A 17,523-nucleotide genomic window follows, 5' to 3' on the forward strand; every position below is an offset into this window, starting at 1 on the left:
TTATTCGTTTATGTAGTTTAACTCATCTAATATATCGAAATTAATCTTTAATTTCAAACTTTTGTCACTTATTGAACTGATTCTTTAACCATATGATGTTCTAAAAAGTTTTGATAACTAAAACCCTTAACCTCATCCTCTGAATAATAATGTAGAAGTTTTTCAATAAGAGTTGGATATGACGAAGCATCCTCTAATCCTGTAACAAAGTTTGATATCCCATCGAAGTCCGATCCAAACCCAATATTCTGTACACCACCAAGTGCGCAAATATGCTCAATATGTTTCAGTAAATCATCTATTTGAGCTTCCTCTTTATCTTTATGAATAAAGGGAGGATAAAAGACAACATGAATAAGTCCATTATTGGTAATCAATGCTTTGATTTGTTCATCATCCAAATTCCTAGGGTGATTGCAAATCGCTCTTGCATTGCAATGACTGGCAATTGGATAATCAGCATGCTCAATAATATCCCAAAATCCGTTCACTGTTGAATGTGCAACGTCTGTAAACACCTTTTGAGCATTGTTCAATTGAACGACCTCTTTACCGAACAATGTTAATCCACCGCCACGAGGCTCTTCTGCACCATCCGCGCAAAGATTGGCATTATTCCACGTTAACCCAATAGATAGAACACCAAAGCGATATAGCTGCCGAAGCTTCATTAAATCATTGCCAAATGCATCGGCTCCTTCTAATGTCAAGACTGCACCAATTTCCCCTGGCTTCAGGGAAGCTAGTTCGTTCCATTTTTTAATATGCTTCATCTTTGGGTTTTTATTGATAATCTCCGTATGAAATAGATCAATTTGTTCTAAAGCATGCTGCCACTTTTCATCTGATGGTACATGCGGTGGAATAAAGACAGCAAAAAATTGAAGCATGACATTTCCCTTCGTTAAACGGAATAAATTCGTTTGTAATTCAGGGGCTGTACGAAAATCCAGAGATAACTGGTTTCCATATTGCCCTCTTTTCGAAAGCTGCAACTTTAAAAGCGCGTCACAATGTGTATCAACTATTTTCATTTTTCCACACTCCTTTTTCTATTTTATCATGACTAATTCAATGAAATGAACAAAACGAAGAGATTGATCATCTCTTCGTCTTATTGTTTTTATGCATTATTTTTTTCATATTGTCTCAATTCCACCCGGCGAATTTTTCCGGAAGAAGTTTTGGGAAGTTCCTCAATAAATTCAATTTTTCTTGGATATTTATATGGTGCAGTTGACTGCTTCACATGGTTTTGTAATTCTTTTATTAGATTTGGGTTATCCGCATCTTCACGATCTTGCAAAACAATAAATGCTTTTACTACATTCCCCCGAATTTCATCTGGGCTTGCAACTACTGCACATTCCTTTACCGCTGGATGCTTTGTCAATGCATCTTCTACCTCAAACGGTCCAATTGTATAACCAGAGCTCACGATAATATCGTCGTTTCTACCCTCAAACCAGAAATAGCCTTCCTCATCTATTTTGGCTTGGTCTCCTGTAATGTAAAAATTACCTCGTTGCGATTTTTTGGTACGCTCTGGATCCTTATAATATGATTTAAATAATGCTGGTGTATCTAGCGGAATTGCAATATCTCCAACTTTTCCAACAGGAACTGGATTACAGTCCTCATCAATTAGCTGCACACCATTTCCCGGTGTTGGTTTTCCCATCGATCCAGGCTTTACTTTCATTCCTTTTAAAAATCCAAGGAGCAGTGTATTCTCCGTTTGACCGTAGCCATCACGAACGGTAACGCCAAAATATTTTTCGAACTTGTCAATCACTTCACGATTCAATGGTTCTCCGGCAGAAACTGCACTATGTAATGCTGAAAGGCTGTATTCAGAAAGGTTATCTAACTTCGCCATTAGTCTATATTCTGTCGGTGTACAGCAGAATACGTTGACTTGATTATCCTCTAATAAGGTTAGGTATTTTTTTGGACTAAATTTCCCGTTATAGACAAAGCCTGTCGCACCAGAACCGAGTACAGATAAAAACGGACTCCATACCCATTTTTGCCAACCTGGAGCTGCAGTTGCCCAAACAGTATCACCGTTTTGTATACTCAACCAGTTTGCTGGAGCTGTTTGCATATGTGCATACCCCCAACCATGAGAATGCATAACTGCCTTAGGATTACCTGTTGTTCCAGAAGTGTAAGGTAAAAATGCGATATCATCTCTTGTAGTTGCTACCATTTCTAGCTCATCTGATGCATTTTCTTTTATTTCATCAAGCAGACTCCAATCTTCAGCTTTTTCACCAACAGAAAACTTCATAAGTGTTGGATACTCTTCTATAGTTTTGAATTGATCTACATAATCAGCATAACTTACAATAGCCCGTACTTCTCCGTGCGTAATCCGGTATTGCAAATCTTTTGTTCGCAGCATTTCTGAAGAAGGGATAATAATAATTCCTGCCTTTAATGCAGCAAGATACACTTCATAGGTCTCGATAATCCGGGGCATCATGACCAATAATTTATCACCTTTCTTAAGCCCATGTTCAAGAAAAGTATTTCCAATCCGGTTTGCATTTCGCATAAGTACTTGATATGTAATTTCTTTTCTGTTCCCCTGTTCATCTTCCCATATAATTGCCTTTCGATCTGATTCATTGGCGTATTTTTCTATTTCCATCACAATATTATACATTTCCGGTGCAATTAAATGTTCCTTTTTCATTTTATAACCTCCATTTAGAACCTGATACTAACTCCTAATCATTATATCAGAATAGGATTAGAAATATCAAAATTCGAGGATATCGATTAAGTATGGTAAGATAGAATTAACTAGGAGGAGGTTCTACGATGACGAAAATGCAATTTCAAGTCCAGTTGAACAAGAAAAAAATACACCTAACAGCAACCCAGCTTGTTTTCTACAAACAGAGCAAAGTGTTAGAAGCCACCGATAAAAATAGCAACTATTATTATTTGATTTTTTATAAAAATAATTTTATTAACGGGGCAAAACGTAATCAAATTAAAATTAACTCTCATGTTCATCAAGCATTTAAGAATGGTATTCGCTACCTGGGTGAGCATCCAATTACTAGGACTCTAATCAAAAAACAGAAATCCTTCCACCTCATTTCATTTAATCAGCTTTATAAAAGCATTCAAAAAAAATACACAACGCTTGAAACTGCGCTTATCTTTTCCTATTTCGATTCATTTATAAAATTGGAATCCACCCATAAATTATTTAGACAAACATTTTATGAATATCGCAGAAATGGCCAACATTTCGCTGCCTATAAACTGTTGAATTGCTACAGCCTTGCATATCCAAATAATAAATTTGCTCATGATATGCTGCACAACTTGCAATTTCAAACTTATAAACCAATCTATCAAAACATGACAACCCTTTACGAAAAGGACCCAATTTATTTCGAAGCTTCTTTCGAAAGTTTTAAAGGTAATAAAGGTAATCAAACCTTCCTAAAATTACTCTTTCAATTATATCGTGAGCAAAACCGCCTTCTTGATGAACTTGCAGTAAGAAGTGAATTGCTCCAATTACATGATTCAGAAGAAAACAACTCCACCGTCATATTTCTATTAGAAAACTTCTCTTTAGACGATCAGCTTTTAATTTTACAACAACTAAAGCAGCACGCTGCCATTCGAGAAAAGAGTATGCAACTGCTTTTATCCACTGGAAAGGCAAATGACTTCGTTCACTTCCTATTTAAGACTGATTTCCAACCAACCCCTGAACAAATGGACGCTATTATCACCCGATTTGAGCAAGCTGATTCCGATGTGCTCTCTTCTCACTATCAATTGTCTAAAACAAGATTGCTTACATTATGCAGCTTCGATGCCCGTATATTAGATAAGTTAGTCACACCATTCGTTACTGCATTTTTTAACCATTATTCTCTTCATGATATTTTAGACTGGACCGAGGCTTTTCGTAAAGCCAATTTCCATTTACCTATCGAACAAAAGCTAAGAAAGATGCAAACAATGACAGAAGACCCCGATCAGCAATTTGCGCTGGGCGAACTCTATGTTCATTTTCAGCAATTAGAAAAATCGATCGACTGCTTCAAATGGGAAATGGAAATGCATCCAAATAATCCAAAGCCAGTGTCGTACTTATCAAAAATTTATAATCGGCTCGGGCAACAAGAAGAAGCTACCGCATACCAACAGTTATTTCTACAGATGAATCGATAATCAGAAACTGGAAATACTCGTATTTGATTAAAAGAAGAGAACCGTCCGCACCTATTAGGTAACGAACGGCTCTCTTCTTTTTTAACCTACCTCAGTTTCTAATTGCTCTTTCGGCAATACTTCATTCATGCTTCCTGTTCGATAGCCTTTTAAATCAACAGATACATAATCAAAACCTAATGATACAAGTTTTAATTGGATTTGCTCGCGTTGGTTGAGTAAATCTACTATTGAATCTTCTGTAACTTCAATTCTTGCAACATTTTCATGATAACGTACACGTACCATATCAAATCCAAGCTTAATCAGGAAAAGCTCCGCCTCATTAACTTGGTTAATTTTTTGACGATTAATTTCTGTTCCGTATGGGAATCGAGATGCTAGACTGCAAGACGCAGGCTTATTCCAAACAGGTACTTCCAATTGCTTTGATAGCTCTCGAATTTCGTTTTTATAAAGGCCAACTTCTTGTAAGACACTGCGTGCGCCTTCTTCCGTTCTCGCTTTCAGGCCTGGCCGAAAATCATCCATATCATCCATTATCATGCCATCCAATACATACGGGTAACCTAGCTCTTCAGCTAATTCATTCAGCCGCACGTAAAGCATTTTTTTACTATGGTACCAGCTGTCTGGCGTATTTGCTACAATTGCTGGATTATCTAATTCTTTCATTTCTGTTTTTAGGACACGTACACCCATTTTTTCAGCAAGCTCTACTGCTCCATCGAATTCCTCTTGTCGGAAAAGCTCTGATGCTACTACTACTGCTAGCACATCGTCACCTAGTTCCTGCTGGGCACGCTTTAATAGAAATGAACTGTCCACTCCACCTGAAAACGCAACCATTACACGGCCCATATCAGTAAGGATTTGACCAAGCTGACTGTTTTTTTGATCCATTGAATTACTCATTTGCTTCGCCTCACTTTGTATATAGTTAAAACCATTATAACATAAACAATTCTTTCACTATTAGTTTATCGTCCAAACAAAACACTGTCAATGAAATCGCTTAATAATATTTAGTTGACAAATTTAAGCGTTGGCTACATATTATAATAAAACCTATAATATTACTATGAATTATATAAAGGCGGTGAATATAGTGTATCTCACTTTAAAGGGTGTTGAAAAAAGTTTTCAACATAATACAAACGATAAATTGAAGGTTTTGGATGATATAAGCTTTGATATTGAAAAAGGCCAGTTTGTTTCGATTGTCGGTCCTTCTGGTTGCGGAAAGTCTACATTACTTTATTTAATTTCCGGTCTGGATAAAGCGACAAAGGGCAAAATTGAAGTGGCTGGAGAACCTGTAAATAATCCAGGTCCAGATCGTGTTGTTGTGTTTCAAGAGGATGGGCTTTTTCCTTGGGCAACCGTGCTGGACAATGTAATGTATGGATTACTTTTGAAAAAAACACCGAAAAAAGAGGCGGAACAAAAGGCAAAAGAAATGCTGAAGCTTGTTCATTTAAGCAACTATGCTGGTGCCTATCCGCATCAATTATCTGGCGGAATGAAGCATCGTGTGTCAATTGCAAGAGCTCTTGTTATGGATCCTGATATTTTATTAATGGATGAACCATTCGCTGCATTGGATGAACAAACAAGAATGACGCTTCATCACGAATTACTTGAGATATGGAGAACAACGAAAGTGACTGTTTTATTTGTTACGCATAATATACGTGAAGCAGTGCTTTTATCTCAAAAAGTTATTGTAATGGGGACGCGACCGGGAAAAATTAAAACAACGTTTACTGTTCAAACCACGCAAGACGGAGTAACCCCAGATAGTATTACACTTGATTTGGAACAAAAGATTCTTGCTGCATTAGAAGAAGAAATGGAAAAAGTGCTAAGGGAGGAGCTTGGAGATGATTACAGCTTTAAGACGGGTTCTGTTCATCGGGATTCTAGCGGTGATATGGGAAGTGGCATCTAGACTTTCATCCGTTCCGGACTTTATGTTTCCCGGAGTACTCCAGGTGCTCGAAACACTTTTCACAGGAATTACTGGTGGACAAATAACAGAAGCCATGTTTCGCAGTATTGGGCGACTGCTCTTTGGATTTATTATCGCATCAACGCTTGGACTATTCCTTGGTTATTTAATATGGCGTTTTAAAATTGTTGATGAGACACTAGGATTTCTAGTCGTTGCATTACAGTCCATTCCTAGTATTGTGTGGCTGCCACTTGCAATTGTCTGGTTCGGTCTTGGAGAAACAGCGATCCTGTTTGTTGTCACAATTGGTGCAACGTGGACGATGACCATGAATACGACGAGCGGATTTAAAAATGTACCTACCCTCTATCAACGGGTTGCGAAAACGTTTGGTTCTAGTGGATTTCATTTATTGCGAACTGTGATTATCCCTGCATCCGTCCCACAAATTATTTCTGGCATGCGGTTAGCTTGGGCGTTTTCCTGGCGTGCGTTAATGGCCGGGGAATTACTTGGTGCTGGTGGTGGACTTGGTCATTTACTTGAAACAGGACGTTCGTTAGGTCAAATGGATTTAGTTATATCTGTGATGATTATCATCGCAATTATTGGAACAATTATTGACAATGTTGTTTTCACAAAGCTTGATCGAAGTGTTCAGAAAAAATGGGGATTGTCTTCCTAAAACTTCTGAATCTATGAAACTATGTATTTCATTTGGAGGGGTAAAAAATTGAGTAGATATTCGATTCTGGTCATAGCTTTTACAGCTATGTTGGTATTCTTATCAGCGTGTGGCGGATCTTCAGAAGAAAATGAGACGAATGAAGTAACCATTGGCTACTTCCCGAATTTGACACATATTGCAACAATTGTTGGTTTAGAGAACGGTTATTTTGAAGAAGAATTTGGTGAGGATATTACGTTAAAAACGAAGACAGTAACAAATGGCGGGTTATTTATGGAAGCAATGGCTACAGAAACAATTGATGTTGGTACCGTTGGTCCTGGCCCACTATTAAACATCTATGTAAAGGATCCAAGCTATCACATTATATCTGGTGCTGTAAATGGCGGCGCTGTCTTAGTTGCCGATAACGACAGCGGTGTTACCGAACTTGCTGATTTAGACGGAAAACGCGTTGCAATTCCTGTTATTGGAAGCACACAGGATGTGATGCTCCGTAAAGCACTGCAAGAGGTTGATTTATCACCGACTACAAGTGGTGGAACTGTTGAGTTATATGCAGCTGCCCCCGCAGACACAACCACCCTTTTTTCACAGGATTCCGTACACGCTGCAGCAACACAGGAACCATGGGGGTATGTGCTGGAAACACAAGCGAATGGACAAAAACTGCTTGACTGGGATGAATTCGCATGGGGGAAAGAATCTACGAATACAGTAGTTGCTGCTTCGGAGAATTTTATGGAAAATGACGCATTGACCGAGTCTTATTTAAAAGCTCACCTTCGCGCAGTAGAATTTATCCAGAAAAACCCAGAGGAAAGCCAAGCATTAGTTATTGAGCATTTGAAAGAACTCACAGGACAAGAGCTTAATGCCGATGAAGTAGAAGCAGCATTTAATAACTTGGAAGTTACAACCTCTGTTAATGAGCAAGTGATTCAAGAAATGGCAGACATCAGCTTAGAAGCTGAATATGTTTCAAGCAATAACATTGATGGGATGATTAACCTTTCGATATTAGAAGGACTAAAAGAATAGAGATTTAACATGAAGCTGTTGTGAAGACTTACTATTTACGACAGCTTTTTGTGTTTATTGGAAAGAGAAAGCGAAGTAGCGTGCAATTATGGTTGGAGCACTGCTAATTGAATTTCCGTAGCTGGGGTTGTCAACTTGACTTTCATCTCTGCCTAAAATGTTTTACTAAGTAGATTTTTCACCGTTTTGGTTTCTAATCAGCCGTGATAAGCCTTATCTCGGTCGATTCTTCTTATTTTTTTATTCTCAAATCGGCCGTGACAGCCTTTCTATCGTTGAATTTTTCCTATTTTTTACCCGTTTGCCAGATTGAAACTCCGAAGAACGAGTTCAAGGTGCCTCACTGGTCGCGGAAAGCGACTGCTCGGAACAATCCCGGACGGCGGAAACTGCTCAAACTTAAAAAAACAGTAGTTAGTTCGCATTTTATCTTATCTGCAGCAAACAAAAAATCGCATCGTCAATACAAGAAACTGTTTGAGCCTAATATATTAGCAAGTTTAATTTTTACGTGTCTACACTTCACTAATCTGGTAAAATAATGATTAAGGATGTGATATCTTGACACAATTTAACGATGAAGAATTTGAGAATGCATATAAACAAGAAACAGATCGAATCAATGCCCAGTTGGATAAAGAGATATTATTTGCCATGATTGGGGATGTAAACACTGGAAAATCATCAACGATTAATCAGATAATCGGTGAAGAGGTTGCCTTGGTTGGAGCGAAGCCAGGCGAGACCACAGGAATCGATCGCTATATATATCGTGACAAAATCATTTTCGCAGATACACCTGGTCTGGATGATATTAATCGTCATAACTCGGAAGAAACAATGAAATTTTATAAAAATGCAGATGTCATCCTATTCTTTCTAAATGCAGCCGGAACGGTTTTTTCTGAAGGTGAAAAGAGATCATTTGATATGATTTCAAAGGAAAATAAAAACATCCTTTTTGTTTTAAATAAAATCGATGCAGCAGATGACATACCAAGCCTTATCCAATATGTAAAACAGCACACGAAAAATAAATATAATGTCGTTCCTATTTCTTCTCGAACAGGAGAAAACATTGATAAGCTTCGAAATGAAATAATGGCTATTTTGAAAAAAAAACATAAAGAAATACAATTTGCGAGGCTTGTAAAAGAAAAATCTTCTACGGCTAACAGGTGGATTGTAGCTGCTTCAGGCTCCGCAACTGCTGTTGGGGCTGCTCCAATACCAGGTTCAGACTTTATTCCATTAACCGGAATTCAGGTTGCACTATTGGTTAAGCTAGCAACGCTTTATGAAAAACCACTATCTAAAGAGCGCGCTAAAGAGCTAACGATAGCAACCATCACGGGGAATATCGGAAAAACGCTATTCCGTCAAGTCATTAAATTCATTCCTGGAGCTGGATCTGTGGCAGGCGGAAGCATTGCCGGAGGAATGACGCTCGCTCTCGGATATGCTGTTAAATATGCATATGAGAATGATATTGAATTAGATGCTAATAGCTTAAAATCGTTATACGAGTATTTCCGGAAAAAGGACAAGATTAATTCATAACAAAAGGGCAGCCAGAAAGCTGCCTTTCGTTATGGATGTTTTCCTAATATCCTTTATAATAACTTTGTGCGGTTCGTGGTAGACTTGGTGTCTAAACAATTTTTAATAATTACTCATACCCTTGTATCCTCATTTACCTTTAAAATCAATTAGAAGGACCGACCCCCTCTGTCAATTTTCTAACCATCTATAAAACCTCCAAATAACGATAAGGAAGAGAAAGTAACCCAAAAGAGAAAATTCATGTTTCCAATATACAGAATGAATAAATAAACCATATTGCTCTGCTATTTGTTCTGCGATGTATACAAATAAACTGCAAAGGAAAAGAAAAATGTACCTGGGTAATTTATGTAACCTCTTCAATACAAAAATAATGGTAAGGGAAAATAACGGAAGAATACAAAGCGTGAATAAGATATTTATTGTAAATAGCTCGGAAAACGGACGCCTTGGAAAAGAATACAGACCTGCCCCCACCAGCAAAAGATCTAAATACGTTCCTATAAGTGATGCAAAAATAATGGCAGATAAATAGGTTTTAATTCTGTGATTTCTTCGGTAATAATGCTTCTTTCGCGAGGATTGAAAATTCGATTTTCTCAAGGGTTTTACAATATTCATGATAAATAGCTCCATTTCCTTTAAACATATCCATTTTTAAATAATGAACTACTTTCCAATTCAAATACCAGTCCCCTTTCTCAGCTTCTTTCTGTTCTATATTATTCCATGCGAACTTTAATATGGGACTATATAATTTTGGGGCGTTTGGTTTGATGCAGCAGCTTTTTATTCTTCGCTGGTAAGATCCCCCAGGTACGGATTCATCAAGATCATTAAATAAATGAGGCCAAAAATCTTTTCTTGATCCAGTGTGGGGGTGTTGAATCGCCCACTTATAAATAGATAGATAGTTTTCTTTATCAAAAAGTAATTGATACAAACGTTTTCCCAACAAAATCCGGTTATGTAAAGAGGCAAATTGGTGAATGGTTTGACCAATAATTCTTATCTCCTTTTCATCGATTGATGGAAAAATGATTTGGTTTAAATCCAATAACTCATGCAGTTTATATTCCAGTGTTTCCAGTACAGTGGATTGATAATAAGGATTTTGGATGACTCTTTTCTCCAAATAGCTTTGTTCATTGACAATAAGTGCGGCGGTCAAAAGATGTCGATCTTTGATTTGGTAGAAATAATCCCAAACTACTCTCATGAAAAAGGAGACATGAAACAATGGTAAAAGGTAAAAAAGATTGGTGTTTCTTTTTACACTTTCTTCATAGAGCAGTAATTGCGGATAAATGTCCTGAAAGATTAACCAATTGCCTCGCTCTAAAAAAGTAAAAAAATCCTTCTTTTCCTCCTCAGATAATAGCCTGGATAATAGACTTCCTTTTAAATCGGTCATGTTCCATCCACCATTTCGAGAAACCATATGTCCTAGAAAGGCCCAGTGGATTTCAGGGAACCTTATATAAAATTCTAAGTAGGCATTCGTTCTGGTCACATTATTTACATTTCTTTTTTTCGTTTCACGATGAATGTATTCGAATAATTCATGTTCCACAGCATTTAATTTATTTTCATGAATCGTGGGTCTCGACTTCTTCGTTAATTCCTTTTTTATTGCTGCTAGTTCAGGAGTAATTGGTTGACTGGCCAATTTCTTTGTTAAAAATCCAATGATGGAGTATCACTCCTTTACTAACTATGTTATGGATATGTATGAGAATAAATGATGAAAAGTTATAAAAGCAACAAGCTGTATTCTAGGATTTTGGAATTTTTACAATAGGGATGGAATAAAATGATATAGCTGTTTGGAGGTGTCATTGTGAAAAGCAAAATAACAGATGAAATCAATCGAATCATCGAGGTATTAAAAAATGATCAATCCTCTGATGGATCCTGGGATTATCCTTTTGAAACAGGCGTCTCTACGGATGCCTATATGATTATTTTGCTTCGTACCTTGGAAATAAATGATGAAAAGCTCATCCAGGCTTTAGTCGAAAGAATACTTAGCAGACAGGAGAAAAACGGATCCTGGAAACTTTTTTATGATGAAAAAAACGGAAATTTAACTGCTACCGTTGAAGCTTATTATGCACTTTTATATTCTGGTTACCGAAATAAGGATGATAAAGAAATGGAAGCTGCAAGAAGGTGTATTTTGGCATGGGGCGGTATTGAAAAAAGTCATATGCTTGCCAAAATCATGCTCGCTCTAACCGGTCAATATAAATGGCCTAGTTTCTTTCCAATGCCTGTTGAATTTATTCTTTTGCCATTGTCATTCCCTATTAATTTTTTCGATTTTTCCGTTTATGGAAGAACGAACATTGCACCGATATTAATCTTAGCCGATCAAAAATTTGTGATGAAAACGAATAGAAGCCCCGATCTTTCTGATTTGTTTCTTTCAAGGGGAAATGCAGAAAATGACGAATTCTTCCTAAATCGATCTGGGGAGTGGCGCTCCTTTTATTCCTTTATTCAACAAGGTATTAAAAATATCCTTGGGTTCCCCGAATACATCCATAACATGGCCATACAACAGACGAAAAAATATATGCTAGACCGAATCGAATCGGATGGGACCTTTTACAATTATTTTAGTTCTACCTTTCTGATGATCTTTTCGTTATTAGCTCTCAGATTTCCCAAAAACGACCCAATCATAAAAAAAGCAGTAGAGGGATTGAAAGGCATGGCCTGTCAAATTGACGGCAAAACGCATATGCAATACACAACGGCAAACGTCTGGAACACATCCTTAATCAGTTATGCATTACAAGGCGCTGGTATTGCCTGGGACGATCCAATGATCGGGCAAGCAAATAACTACTTACTTTCCCATCAACAGTATCGTTACGGTGACTGGGCGATTCATAATCCAACGAAAACCCCGGGCGGATGGGGATTTTCTGATAAGAACACCTTGAACCCAGATATAGACGATACAACGGCTTCATTACGATCTATCACTGTTTTAGTACAACATGAGGTCGTTTACCGACAGGCTTGGGACAGAGGAATCAACTGGATTTTTTCCATGCAGAATTATGATGGCGGCTGGGCTGCTTTCGAAAAAAATGTGGATAAACATATTGTAAAGCTTATTCCAATTGAAGGGGCTGAATATTTATTAACAGATCCCTCTTCCGCAGATTTAACAGGTAGGACCCTGGAGTTTTTCGGCAACTTCACCAATTTGTCTAAAAATCATAACGCGATAAAAAATGGAGTGAATTGGCTAAGGAACAATCAAGAAAAAAATGGTTCTTGGTATGGAAGATGGGGAATTTGTTATATTTATGGAACATGGGCAGCCATAACCGGGTTGATTTCAACTGGAGTTGATACCGAGAATTCTTCCGTTCAAAGATCGTTAAAATGGCTGATAAGCATTCAAAATCAAGATGGAGGATGGGGAGAATCTTGTTATAGTGATATCAATCAATCCTATACACCACTCGGGGTCAGCACATTAACACATACTGCCTGGGCATTAGATACGCTTATTGCGGCATCTGATAATGTCACACCAGAAATATTGGCGGGAGTAAAATTTTTGCTGGACACTTCAAATAAAAAGGGTTGGACCTTATCCTATCCAGCAGGGCAAGGAATGGCAGGAGGATTTTACATTCATTATCATAGTTACCAATATATTTTCCCTTTGTTAGCCTTGAGTCATTACAGAAATAAATTTTTAGAATGACGGGGACAGAGGGTTAGGCCCTTTGATCTCTCCGTCCCGTTTTCTCAATTGCGCTAGCTGCTAGAGATTACTAAATAGATTTAGATTTTAGAGGCCGATGTAAAACAAGTAGTAAGAGAAAAACCTCTTATCAGGAATTACGATTATATTTTTGTCATAGTTCTAAACTATCCCTCAATTACCCTCATGTTTTTAAAAAACTCCTAGCTCAATAAATTCATTACCGTTATTTTCCCTATTAAATTTCCTCTTATAATCAATTTATTTTCTTCTTGAACTGACCATTACCGATAATTAAAGAAGGTAATTTACAAAAGAAACAGATATTTATAGTATAATAATATTGGAGCACTAATCTAGAAAACTCTGTTCCGAAATTAAGCTCATTTGAGGAGTCGATGCACGTTGACAAAGGTACACGAACAAACTATTTTTCATCATATTGGAAATCGGTTTCAAACAGAAGATCGAGAGATTCATATCGTAGCTCGTCTAGAAGAACCGCTCGTGGTAGTACTAGGGAATGTTTTGAGCGATGAAGAGTGCGACGAACTCATTCGATTATCAAAAGATAACATGCATCGTTCAAAAATCGGCTATTCACGGGAAGTAAATGACATTCGGACAAGCAGCGGTATGTTTTTTGAAGGCACTGAACACAGCATTCTGTCTACTATTGAAAAAAGAGTATCCAATATTATGAACGTCCCCGTAGAACATGCTGAAGGGCTTCAAATTCTAAATTATACGCCTGGACAAGAGTATAAAGCTCATTTTGATTACTTTTCAGCTACAAGCAAAGCATCCGAAAACAACCGAATCAGTACAATGGTCATGTATTTAAATGAGGTCGAACAAGGTGGAGAAACCTACTTTCCGGAGTTGAATTTTACTGTTTCTCCAAAAAAGGGAATGGCAGTGTACTTTGAATATTTCTATACCAATCACACCTTAAATGAACAGACCTTACATGGTGGAGCGCCCGTAATTGCAGGGGAAAAATGGATAGCCACACAATGGATGAGAAGACAAAGAGTGAGATAATCAATAATGAAATATACAGTAAAAGAGACTTAAACAGTCAAGTCTCTTTTACCTTGCATTAGCTCGCCCAACCTTTAATAATTTTTTAAGCCAATCTATCAATTCTATTTCCCTCGTTTTGATACTTCTCTTCCGTCATAGGTAAACACCGTTTCCCTTCCTTCAATTACCGTCTCCATATGAACTGGTCTTCCCCATAGCTGATAAACATATGGCATTACATGCTCTAAATATCGAATATCTAATTCTGTTCCTTCATACCCATGAACGAGATATAATTCACCGTTACGCAGATAATCTCCATCCTCCACGACAATATATGGAAAACCACCATTTACCCGAATCGATATGAGCTGATCCCTTACCTGTTCATAATCCTTCTGCGTTATTCGGTAATCTCTTCCCTTTTTCTCAAATAAATACATATCCTCCCGTTCGACAAGTTCCTTCGTTAAATAATTGCGGATAAATGAAATATCTGATTCAATCTCCCGAACCTCAAAAATTTTCTCCCTGCCGGCATTCGGCTTGTAACCTCGGTATTGCATTTCCTCAGTCGGATTATTATAACGTTCTTCAATATCTTCGAATATTTTTATTCCTAGATAATAGGGATTAATCGAAGTACGTGATGGCTGAACGACCCCAGCATTTAACTTGGAAAATTCAATCGTCTCATCGGTTGTTAAATCCATTTCTCTTAAAATTCTCTGATGCCAATAGGATGCCCAACCTTCGTTCATGATTTTCGTTTCGAGCTGTGGCCAGAAATAGAGCATTTCTTCACGCATCATTGTTAAAATATCACGTTGCCAATCCTCCAATTCACGACTGTGCTCTTCAATAAATAGTAATAGGTCCTTTTCAGGCTTAGGCGGCAGTTTTTTTAGTCGTTTTCTAACTTTCGGTTTTGGGTCGATTCGTTTCTCGTCTAAACTCCATAAATCGTCATATGGACTTTTTGTTCGTTGCTCTTCTTCCACTTCATCCTCGTCTACTATAGGTAGTTTCGAACGAATAATCGATGGATCGATGTGTTCTTGAATCGACAGAATTGCATCTAAGAAACTCTCCACCTCATCTTTCCCATACAGCATCTCGTAATCAGCAATTCGTTCTGCAGTAGCTGTCATGCTCTCAACCATATCTCTCCTCGTATTTGAGAAGCGCACATTGTTTTTGAAAAAATCACAATGAGCTAGTACGTGTGCGATAATTAATTTATTTTGTATCAAGCTGTTTGTATCGAGCAGAAAGGCATAACATGGGTCAGAATTGATTACTAGCTCATATATTTGACTTAGCCCAAGATCGTATTGAAGCTTCATTTTATGAAATTGCTTTCCAAAGCTCCAATGCGTAAACCGTGTTGGCATTCCATATGCACCAAATGTATAAATAATATCTGCTGGACAAATTTCATAACGCATCGGGTAAAAATCAAGCCCAAAACCAGTTGCAATTTCTGTGATTTCTTCAATTGCAAACTTTAGCTCTTTTGATTGTGTCAACTTCATCCCTCCACAAGTGCTTTATATAGTTTATGATATGTCAGAAGAAAAATGTCCAACAAATCGTAAGCCTCGGTAAACAGTTTATACGATTAAGCAAGAATCTAAAGAAGTTTTATATGTGACAGCATATACATTTATCACTTTCAATCGAAAAAATAGTAATAAATTTTAAAGGATCAATCATTTGATTTTTGTTCCTTTAATAATTCTTTTTTTATTCGGTCAATTATAGTAAAATAACTCTATATTAAAAGGCAATGAAGAGAAGAGTAAATGTGTTCAAGCATAACAGAGAACTCCAGTAGCTGGAAATGGAGGATGTAATAGCACATTGAACCAAAACTTAGAGCTGCACATAGGATTATTCTTATCGATTATGATGATGTGTCGGGTTCTCCCGTTATAGAGATAGAGTATATTTCGTACTCGAAAAGGTTTCTGTGGAGATACAGAAATAAACTGGGGTGGCACCACGAACTTCTAAATTCAAAGAGTCTCGTCCCCAAGGTTATTAACCTTGGGGGTGAGACTTTTTTGTTCGCAAAATAATTCTAGATTTAGGAGTTGATCTCGTGAAGTGGAAATACCCTCTTTTACTTTTGTTAGGAATCGGTGTTTCAAATTTAGGTGCATGGGTTTATTTAATCTCATTGAACTTAATTGTATTGGACATGACAAGATCTCCCTTAGCCATATCATTTCTTTATATCCTTATTCCAGTTGCAACTTTATGTACTAATTTTTGGGCTGGAAGTTTTATTGATCGAATAAACCAAAGAAGTTTAATGATATTCTTAGATTTAATTCGAGCAATATTTATATTTACATTAGCTTATATCGATTCACTAGTTCTCATTTATACTTTTGCTTTTGCCATTAATATAGCAAGCTCCCTGTTTGCGCCAGCTTCTATGATTTATATGACAAGGGTGATCCCCAAAGACGATAGGCAAAGGTTTAATGCACTGAGAAACTTTATAAATTCTTGTGGTTTTATACTAGGCCCTTCCATTGCAGGGTTCCTCTTTATACTTGGGACTCCAAATTTAGCCATTCAATTAAATGCTATAGCATTATGTTTATCTGCAATCATTATTCTTTTACTTCCAAATCTAGAACGAAGAAAACAGGATGACCTTTCAGAAAAAGTTACCATTACTTTAATTGTAAATGACTGGAAAAAAGTTCTTCGTTTTAGCAAATCAAATCGTTATGTGACTTTGATTTATGTTTTCTTTAGTGGAATTACAGTACTTATGACTGCTTTAGATTCTTTAGAAGCCGCATTCGCAACCGAAATACTTTCTTTATCTGAAAGCTCCTATGGATTCCTTGTAACTGTTGCAGGAATGGGAATTATTGTAGGATCATTCATAAACACTTTATTCACTAAACAATTAAAGCTAAATATTCTAATTGGTCTTGGTTCCCTTTTTACACCAGCTGGTTATTTAATCTTTGCTTTTTCACATAATTTCATCTGGGCCGCTATAGGATTTTTTACTTTAACATTTGCACTGTCATTTGCAAACACTGGCTTTTTAACTTTTTATCAAAATAATGTATCAGTAGATATTATGGGGAGATTTTCAAGTGTGTTAGGAATTTTAGAGGCTTTCTTAATCATTCTGTTTACAGCAACTATTGGGATAGCTGCTGAACTATTTGAAATCCGACTAATTTATATTATAGGTTGTTTTGTATTTTTAGTGCTAGGGTTTGTAATTTATTTGGTTGTATTCAATAAATCAAACAGCAACTACTATCATTAAGTGTTTCG

The 17,523-nt window shown here is 37.0% G+C and carries 14 protein-coding genes and 1 other annotated feature; of the genes, 8 read left to right on the plus strand and 6 right to left on the minus strand.

Annotated features, from left to right (window positions below):
• Positions 1-68: 68 nt before the first annotated feature.
• Both NST46_RS00650 and mbcS read right to left on the minus strand, forming a co-directional pair.
• Positions 69-1,034 (minus strand): dipeptidase, encoded by a 966-nt coding sequence (locus tag NST46_RS00650; protein WP_095310797.1) that lies wholly within the window; start codon positions 1,032-1,034, stop codon positions 69-71.
• 89 nt (positions 1,035-1,123) lie between these two features.
• Entirely contained in the window at positions 1,124-2,701 is a 1,578-nt protein-coding gene (mbcS, locus tag NST46_RS00655; RefSeq protein ID WP_339316421.1) for an acyl-CoA synthetase MbcS, read from the minus strand.
• A 128-nt stretch (positions 2,702-2,829) separates the two neighbouring features.
• Between mbcS and NST46_RS00660 the strand changes: the two genes are divergently transcribed.
• A complete protein-coding gene (locus tag NST46_RS00660; RefSeq protein ID WP_341136583.1) occupies positions 2,830-4,209 on the plus strand; it encodes a tetratricopeptide repeat protein in 1,380 nt (459 codons plus the stop codon).
• Between the two features lie 81 nt (positions 4,210-4,290).
• Here the strand turns inward: NST46_RS00660 and larE are convergent, their stop codons facing one another.
• Positions 4,291-5,124 (minus strand): ATP-dependent sacrificial sulfur transferase LarE, encoded by an 834-nt coding sequence (gene larE / locus NST46_RS00665; protein WP_095310803.1) that lies wholly within the window; start codon positions 5,122-5,124, stop codon positions 4,291-4,293.
• Positions 5,125-5,317: 193 nt separating this feature from the next.
• Here larE and NST46_RS00670 point away from each other — a divergent pair, with 193 nt between their 5' ends.
• From NST46_RS00670 to NST46_RS00685, 4 genes are all read left to right on the plus strand, one after another.
• Complete coding sequence (locus tag NST46_RS00670; protein WP_095310805.1) at positions 5,318-6,160, plus strand: ABC transporter ATP-binding protein; 843 nt, start codon at positions 5,318-5,320, stop codon at positions 6,158-6,160.
• A complete protein-coding gene (locus tag NST46_RS00675; RefSeq protein ID WP_095310807.1) occupies positions 6,093-6,848 on the plus strand; it encodes an ABC transporter permease in 756 nt (251 codons plus the stop codon). Before NST46_RS00670 ends, NST46_RS00675 begins: the two co-directional genes overlap by 68 nt.
• Positions 6,849-6,935: 87 nt before the next feature.
• Positions 6,936-7,892, plus strand: a complete 957-nt coding sequence (locus NST46_RS00680; protein WP_095310841.1) for an ABC transporter substrate-binding protein — start codon at positions 6,936-6,938, stop codon at positions 7,890-7,892.
• 561 nt (positions 7,893-8,453) lie between these two features.
• Positions 8,454-9,452, plus strand: coding sequence for a GTPase (locus tag NST46_RS00685; RefSeq protein ID WP_118889873.1), 999 nt, complete (start codon positions 8,454-8,456; stop codon positions 9,450-9,452).
• Positions 9,453-9,623: 171 nt separating this feature from the next.
• Here NST46_RS00685 and NST46_RS21830 read toward each other — a convergent pair whose 3' ends face one another.
• Both NST46_RS21830 and NST46_RS00695 read right to left on the minus strand, forming a co-directional pair.
• A complete protein-coding gene (locus NST46_RS21830; protein ID WP_445321716.1) occupies positions 9,624-10,091 on the minus strand; it encodes a CBO0543 family protein in 468 nt (155 codons plus the stop codon).
• Positions 9,994-11,124, minus strand: a complete 1,131-nt coding sequence (locus tag NST46_RS00695; protein WP_340002129.1) for a DUF2515 family protein — start codon at positions 11,122-11,124, stop codon at positions 9,994-9,996. The genes NST46_RS21830 and NST46_RS00695 overlap by 98 nt, the downstream gene beginning before the upstream one ends.
• A 171-nt stretch (positions 11,125-11,295) precedes the next feature.
• On the opposite strand from NST46_RS00695, the gene shc reads away from it, so the two are divergent.
• Both shc and NST46_RS00705 read left to right on the plus strand, forming a co-directional pair.
• Positions 11,296-13,185 carry a squalene--hopene cyclase gene (gene shc / locus NST46_RS00700; protein ID WP_341136584.1) on the plus strand — a complete coding sequence of 630 codons (1,890 nt, stop codon included), beginning with the start codon at positions 11,296-11,298 and terminating at the stop codon, positions 13,183-13,185.
• A 405-nt stretch (positions 13,186-13,590) separates the two neighbouring features.
• Positions 13,591-14,229 (plus strand): 2OG-Fe(II) oxygenase, encoded by a 639-nt coding sequence (locus NST46_RS00705; protein ID WP_240033811.1) that lies wholly within the window; start codon positions 13,591-13,593, stop codon positions 14,227-14,229.
• Positions 14,230-14,333: 104 nt separating this feature from the next.
• Here NST46_RS00705 and NST46_RS00710 read toward each other — a convergent pair whose 3' ends face one another.
• Positions 14,334-15,740 carry a SpoVR family protein gene (locus NST46_RS00710; protein ID WP_379600237.1) on the minus strand — a complete coding sequence of 469 codons (1,407 nt, stop codon included), beginning with the start codon at positions 15,738-15,740 and terminating at the stop codon, positions 14,334-14,336.
• Between the two features lie 251 nt (positions 15,741-15,991).
• Positions 15,992-16,250 (plus strand) — a binding site (T-box leader).
• 65 nt (positions 16,251-16,315) lie between these two features.
• On the opposite strand from NST46_RS00710, the gene NST46_RS00715 reads away from it, so the two are divergent.
• Positions 16,316-17,515: an MFS transporter gene (locus NST46_RS00715; RefSeq protein WP_341136585.1), complete on the plus strand. Its 1,200-nt coding sequence runs from the start codon at positions 16,316-16,318 to the stop codon at positions 17,513-17,515.
• The last annotated feature ends 8 nt before the right edge of the window (positions 17,516-17,523 follow it).

Origin of the sequence: Oceanobacillus sp. FSL W7-1309 (assembly GCF_038002145.1) — a bacterium.
Lineage (GTDB): Bacteria > Bacillota > Bacilli > Bacillales > Amphibacillaceae > Oceanobacillus > Oceanobacillus profundus.

What these genes read in the sequence shown, in the direction of transcription:
- NST46_RS00650 (WP_095310797.1), bottom strand. Translation starts at nt 1,034, where the DNA reads ATGAAAATAGTTGATACACATTGTGACGCGCTTTTAAAGTTGCAGCTT.
- mbcS (WP_339316421.1), bottom strand. Translation starts at nt 2,701, where the DNA reads ATGAAAAAGGAACATTTAATTGCACCGGAAATGTATAATATTGTGATG.
- NST46_RS00660 (WP_341136583.1), top strand. Translation starts at nt 2,830, where the DNA reads ATGACGAAAATGCAATTTCAAGTCCAGTTGAACAAGAAAAAAATACAC.
- larE (WP_095310803.1), bottom strand. Translation starts at nt 5,124, where the DNA reads ATGAGTAATTCAATGGATCAAAAAAACAGTCAGCTTGGTCAAATCCTT.
- NST46_RS00675 (WP_095310807.1), top strand. Translation starts at nt 6,093, where the DNA reads ATGATTACAGCTTTAAGACGGGTTCTGTTCATCGGGATTCTAGCGGTG.
- NST46_RS00680 (WP_095310841.1), top strand. Translation starts at nt 6,936, where the DNA reads ATGTTGGTATTCTTATCAGCGTGTGGCGGATCTTCAGAAGAAAATGAG.
- NST46_RS21830 (WP_445321716.1), bottom strand. Translation starts at nt 10,091, where the DNA reads ATGGAGCTATTTATCATGAATATTGTAAAACCCTTGAGAAAATCGAAT.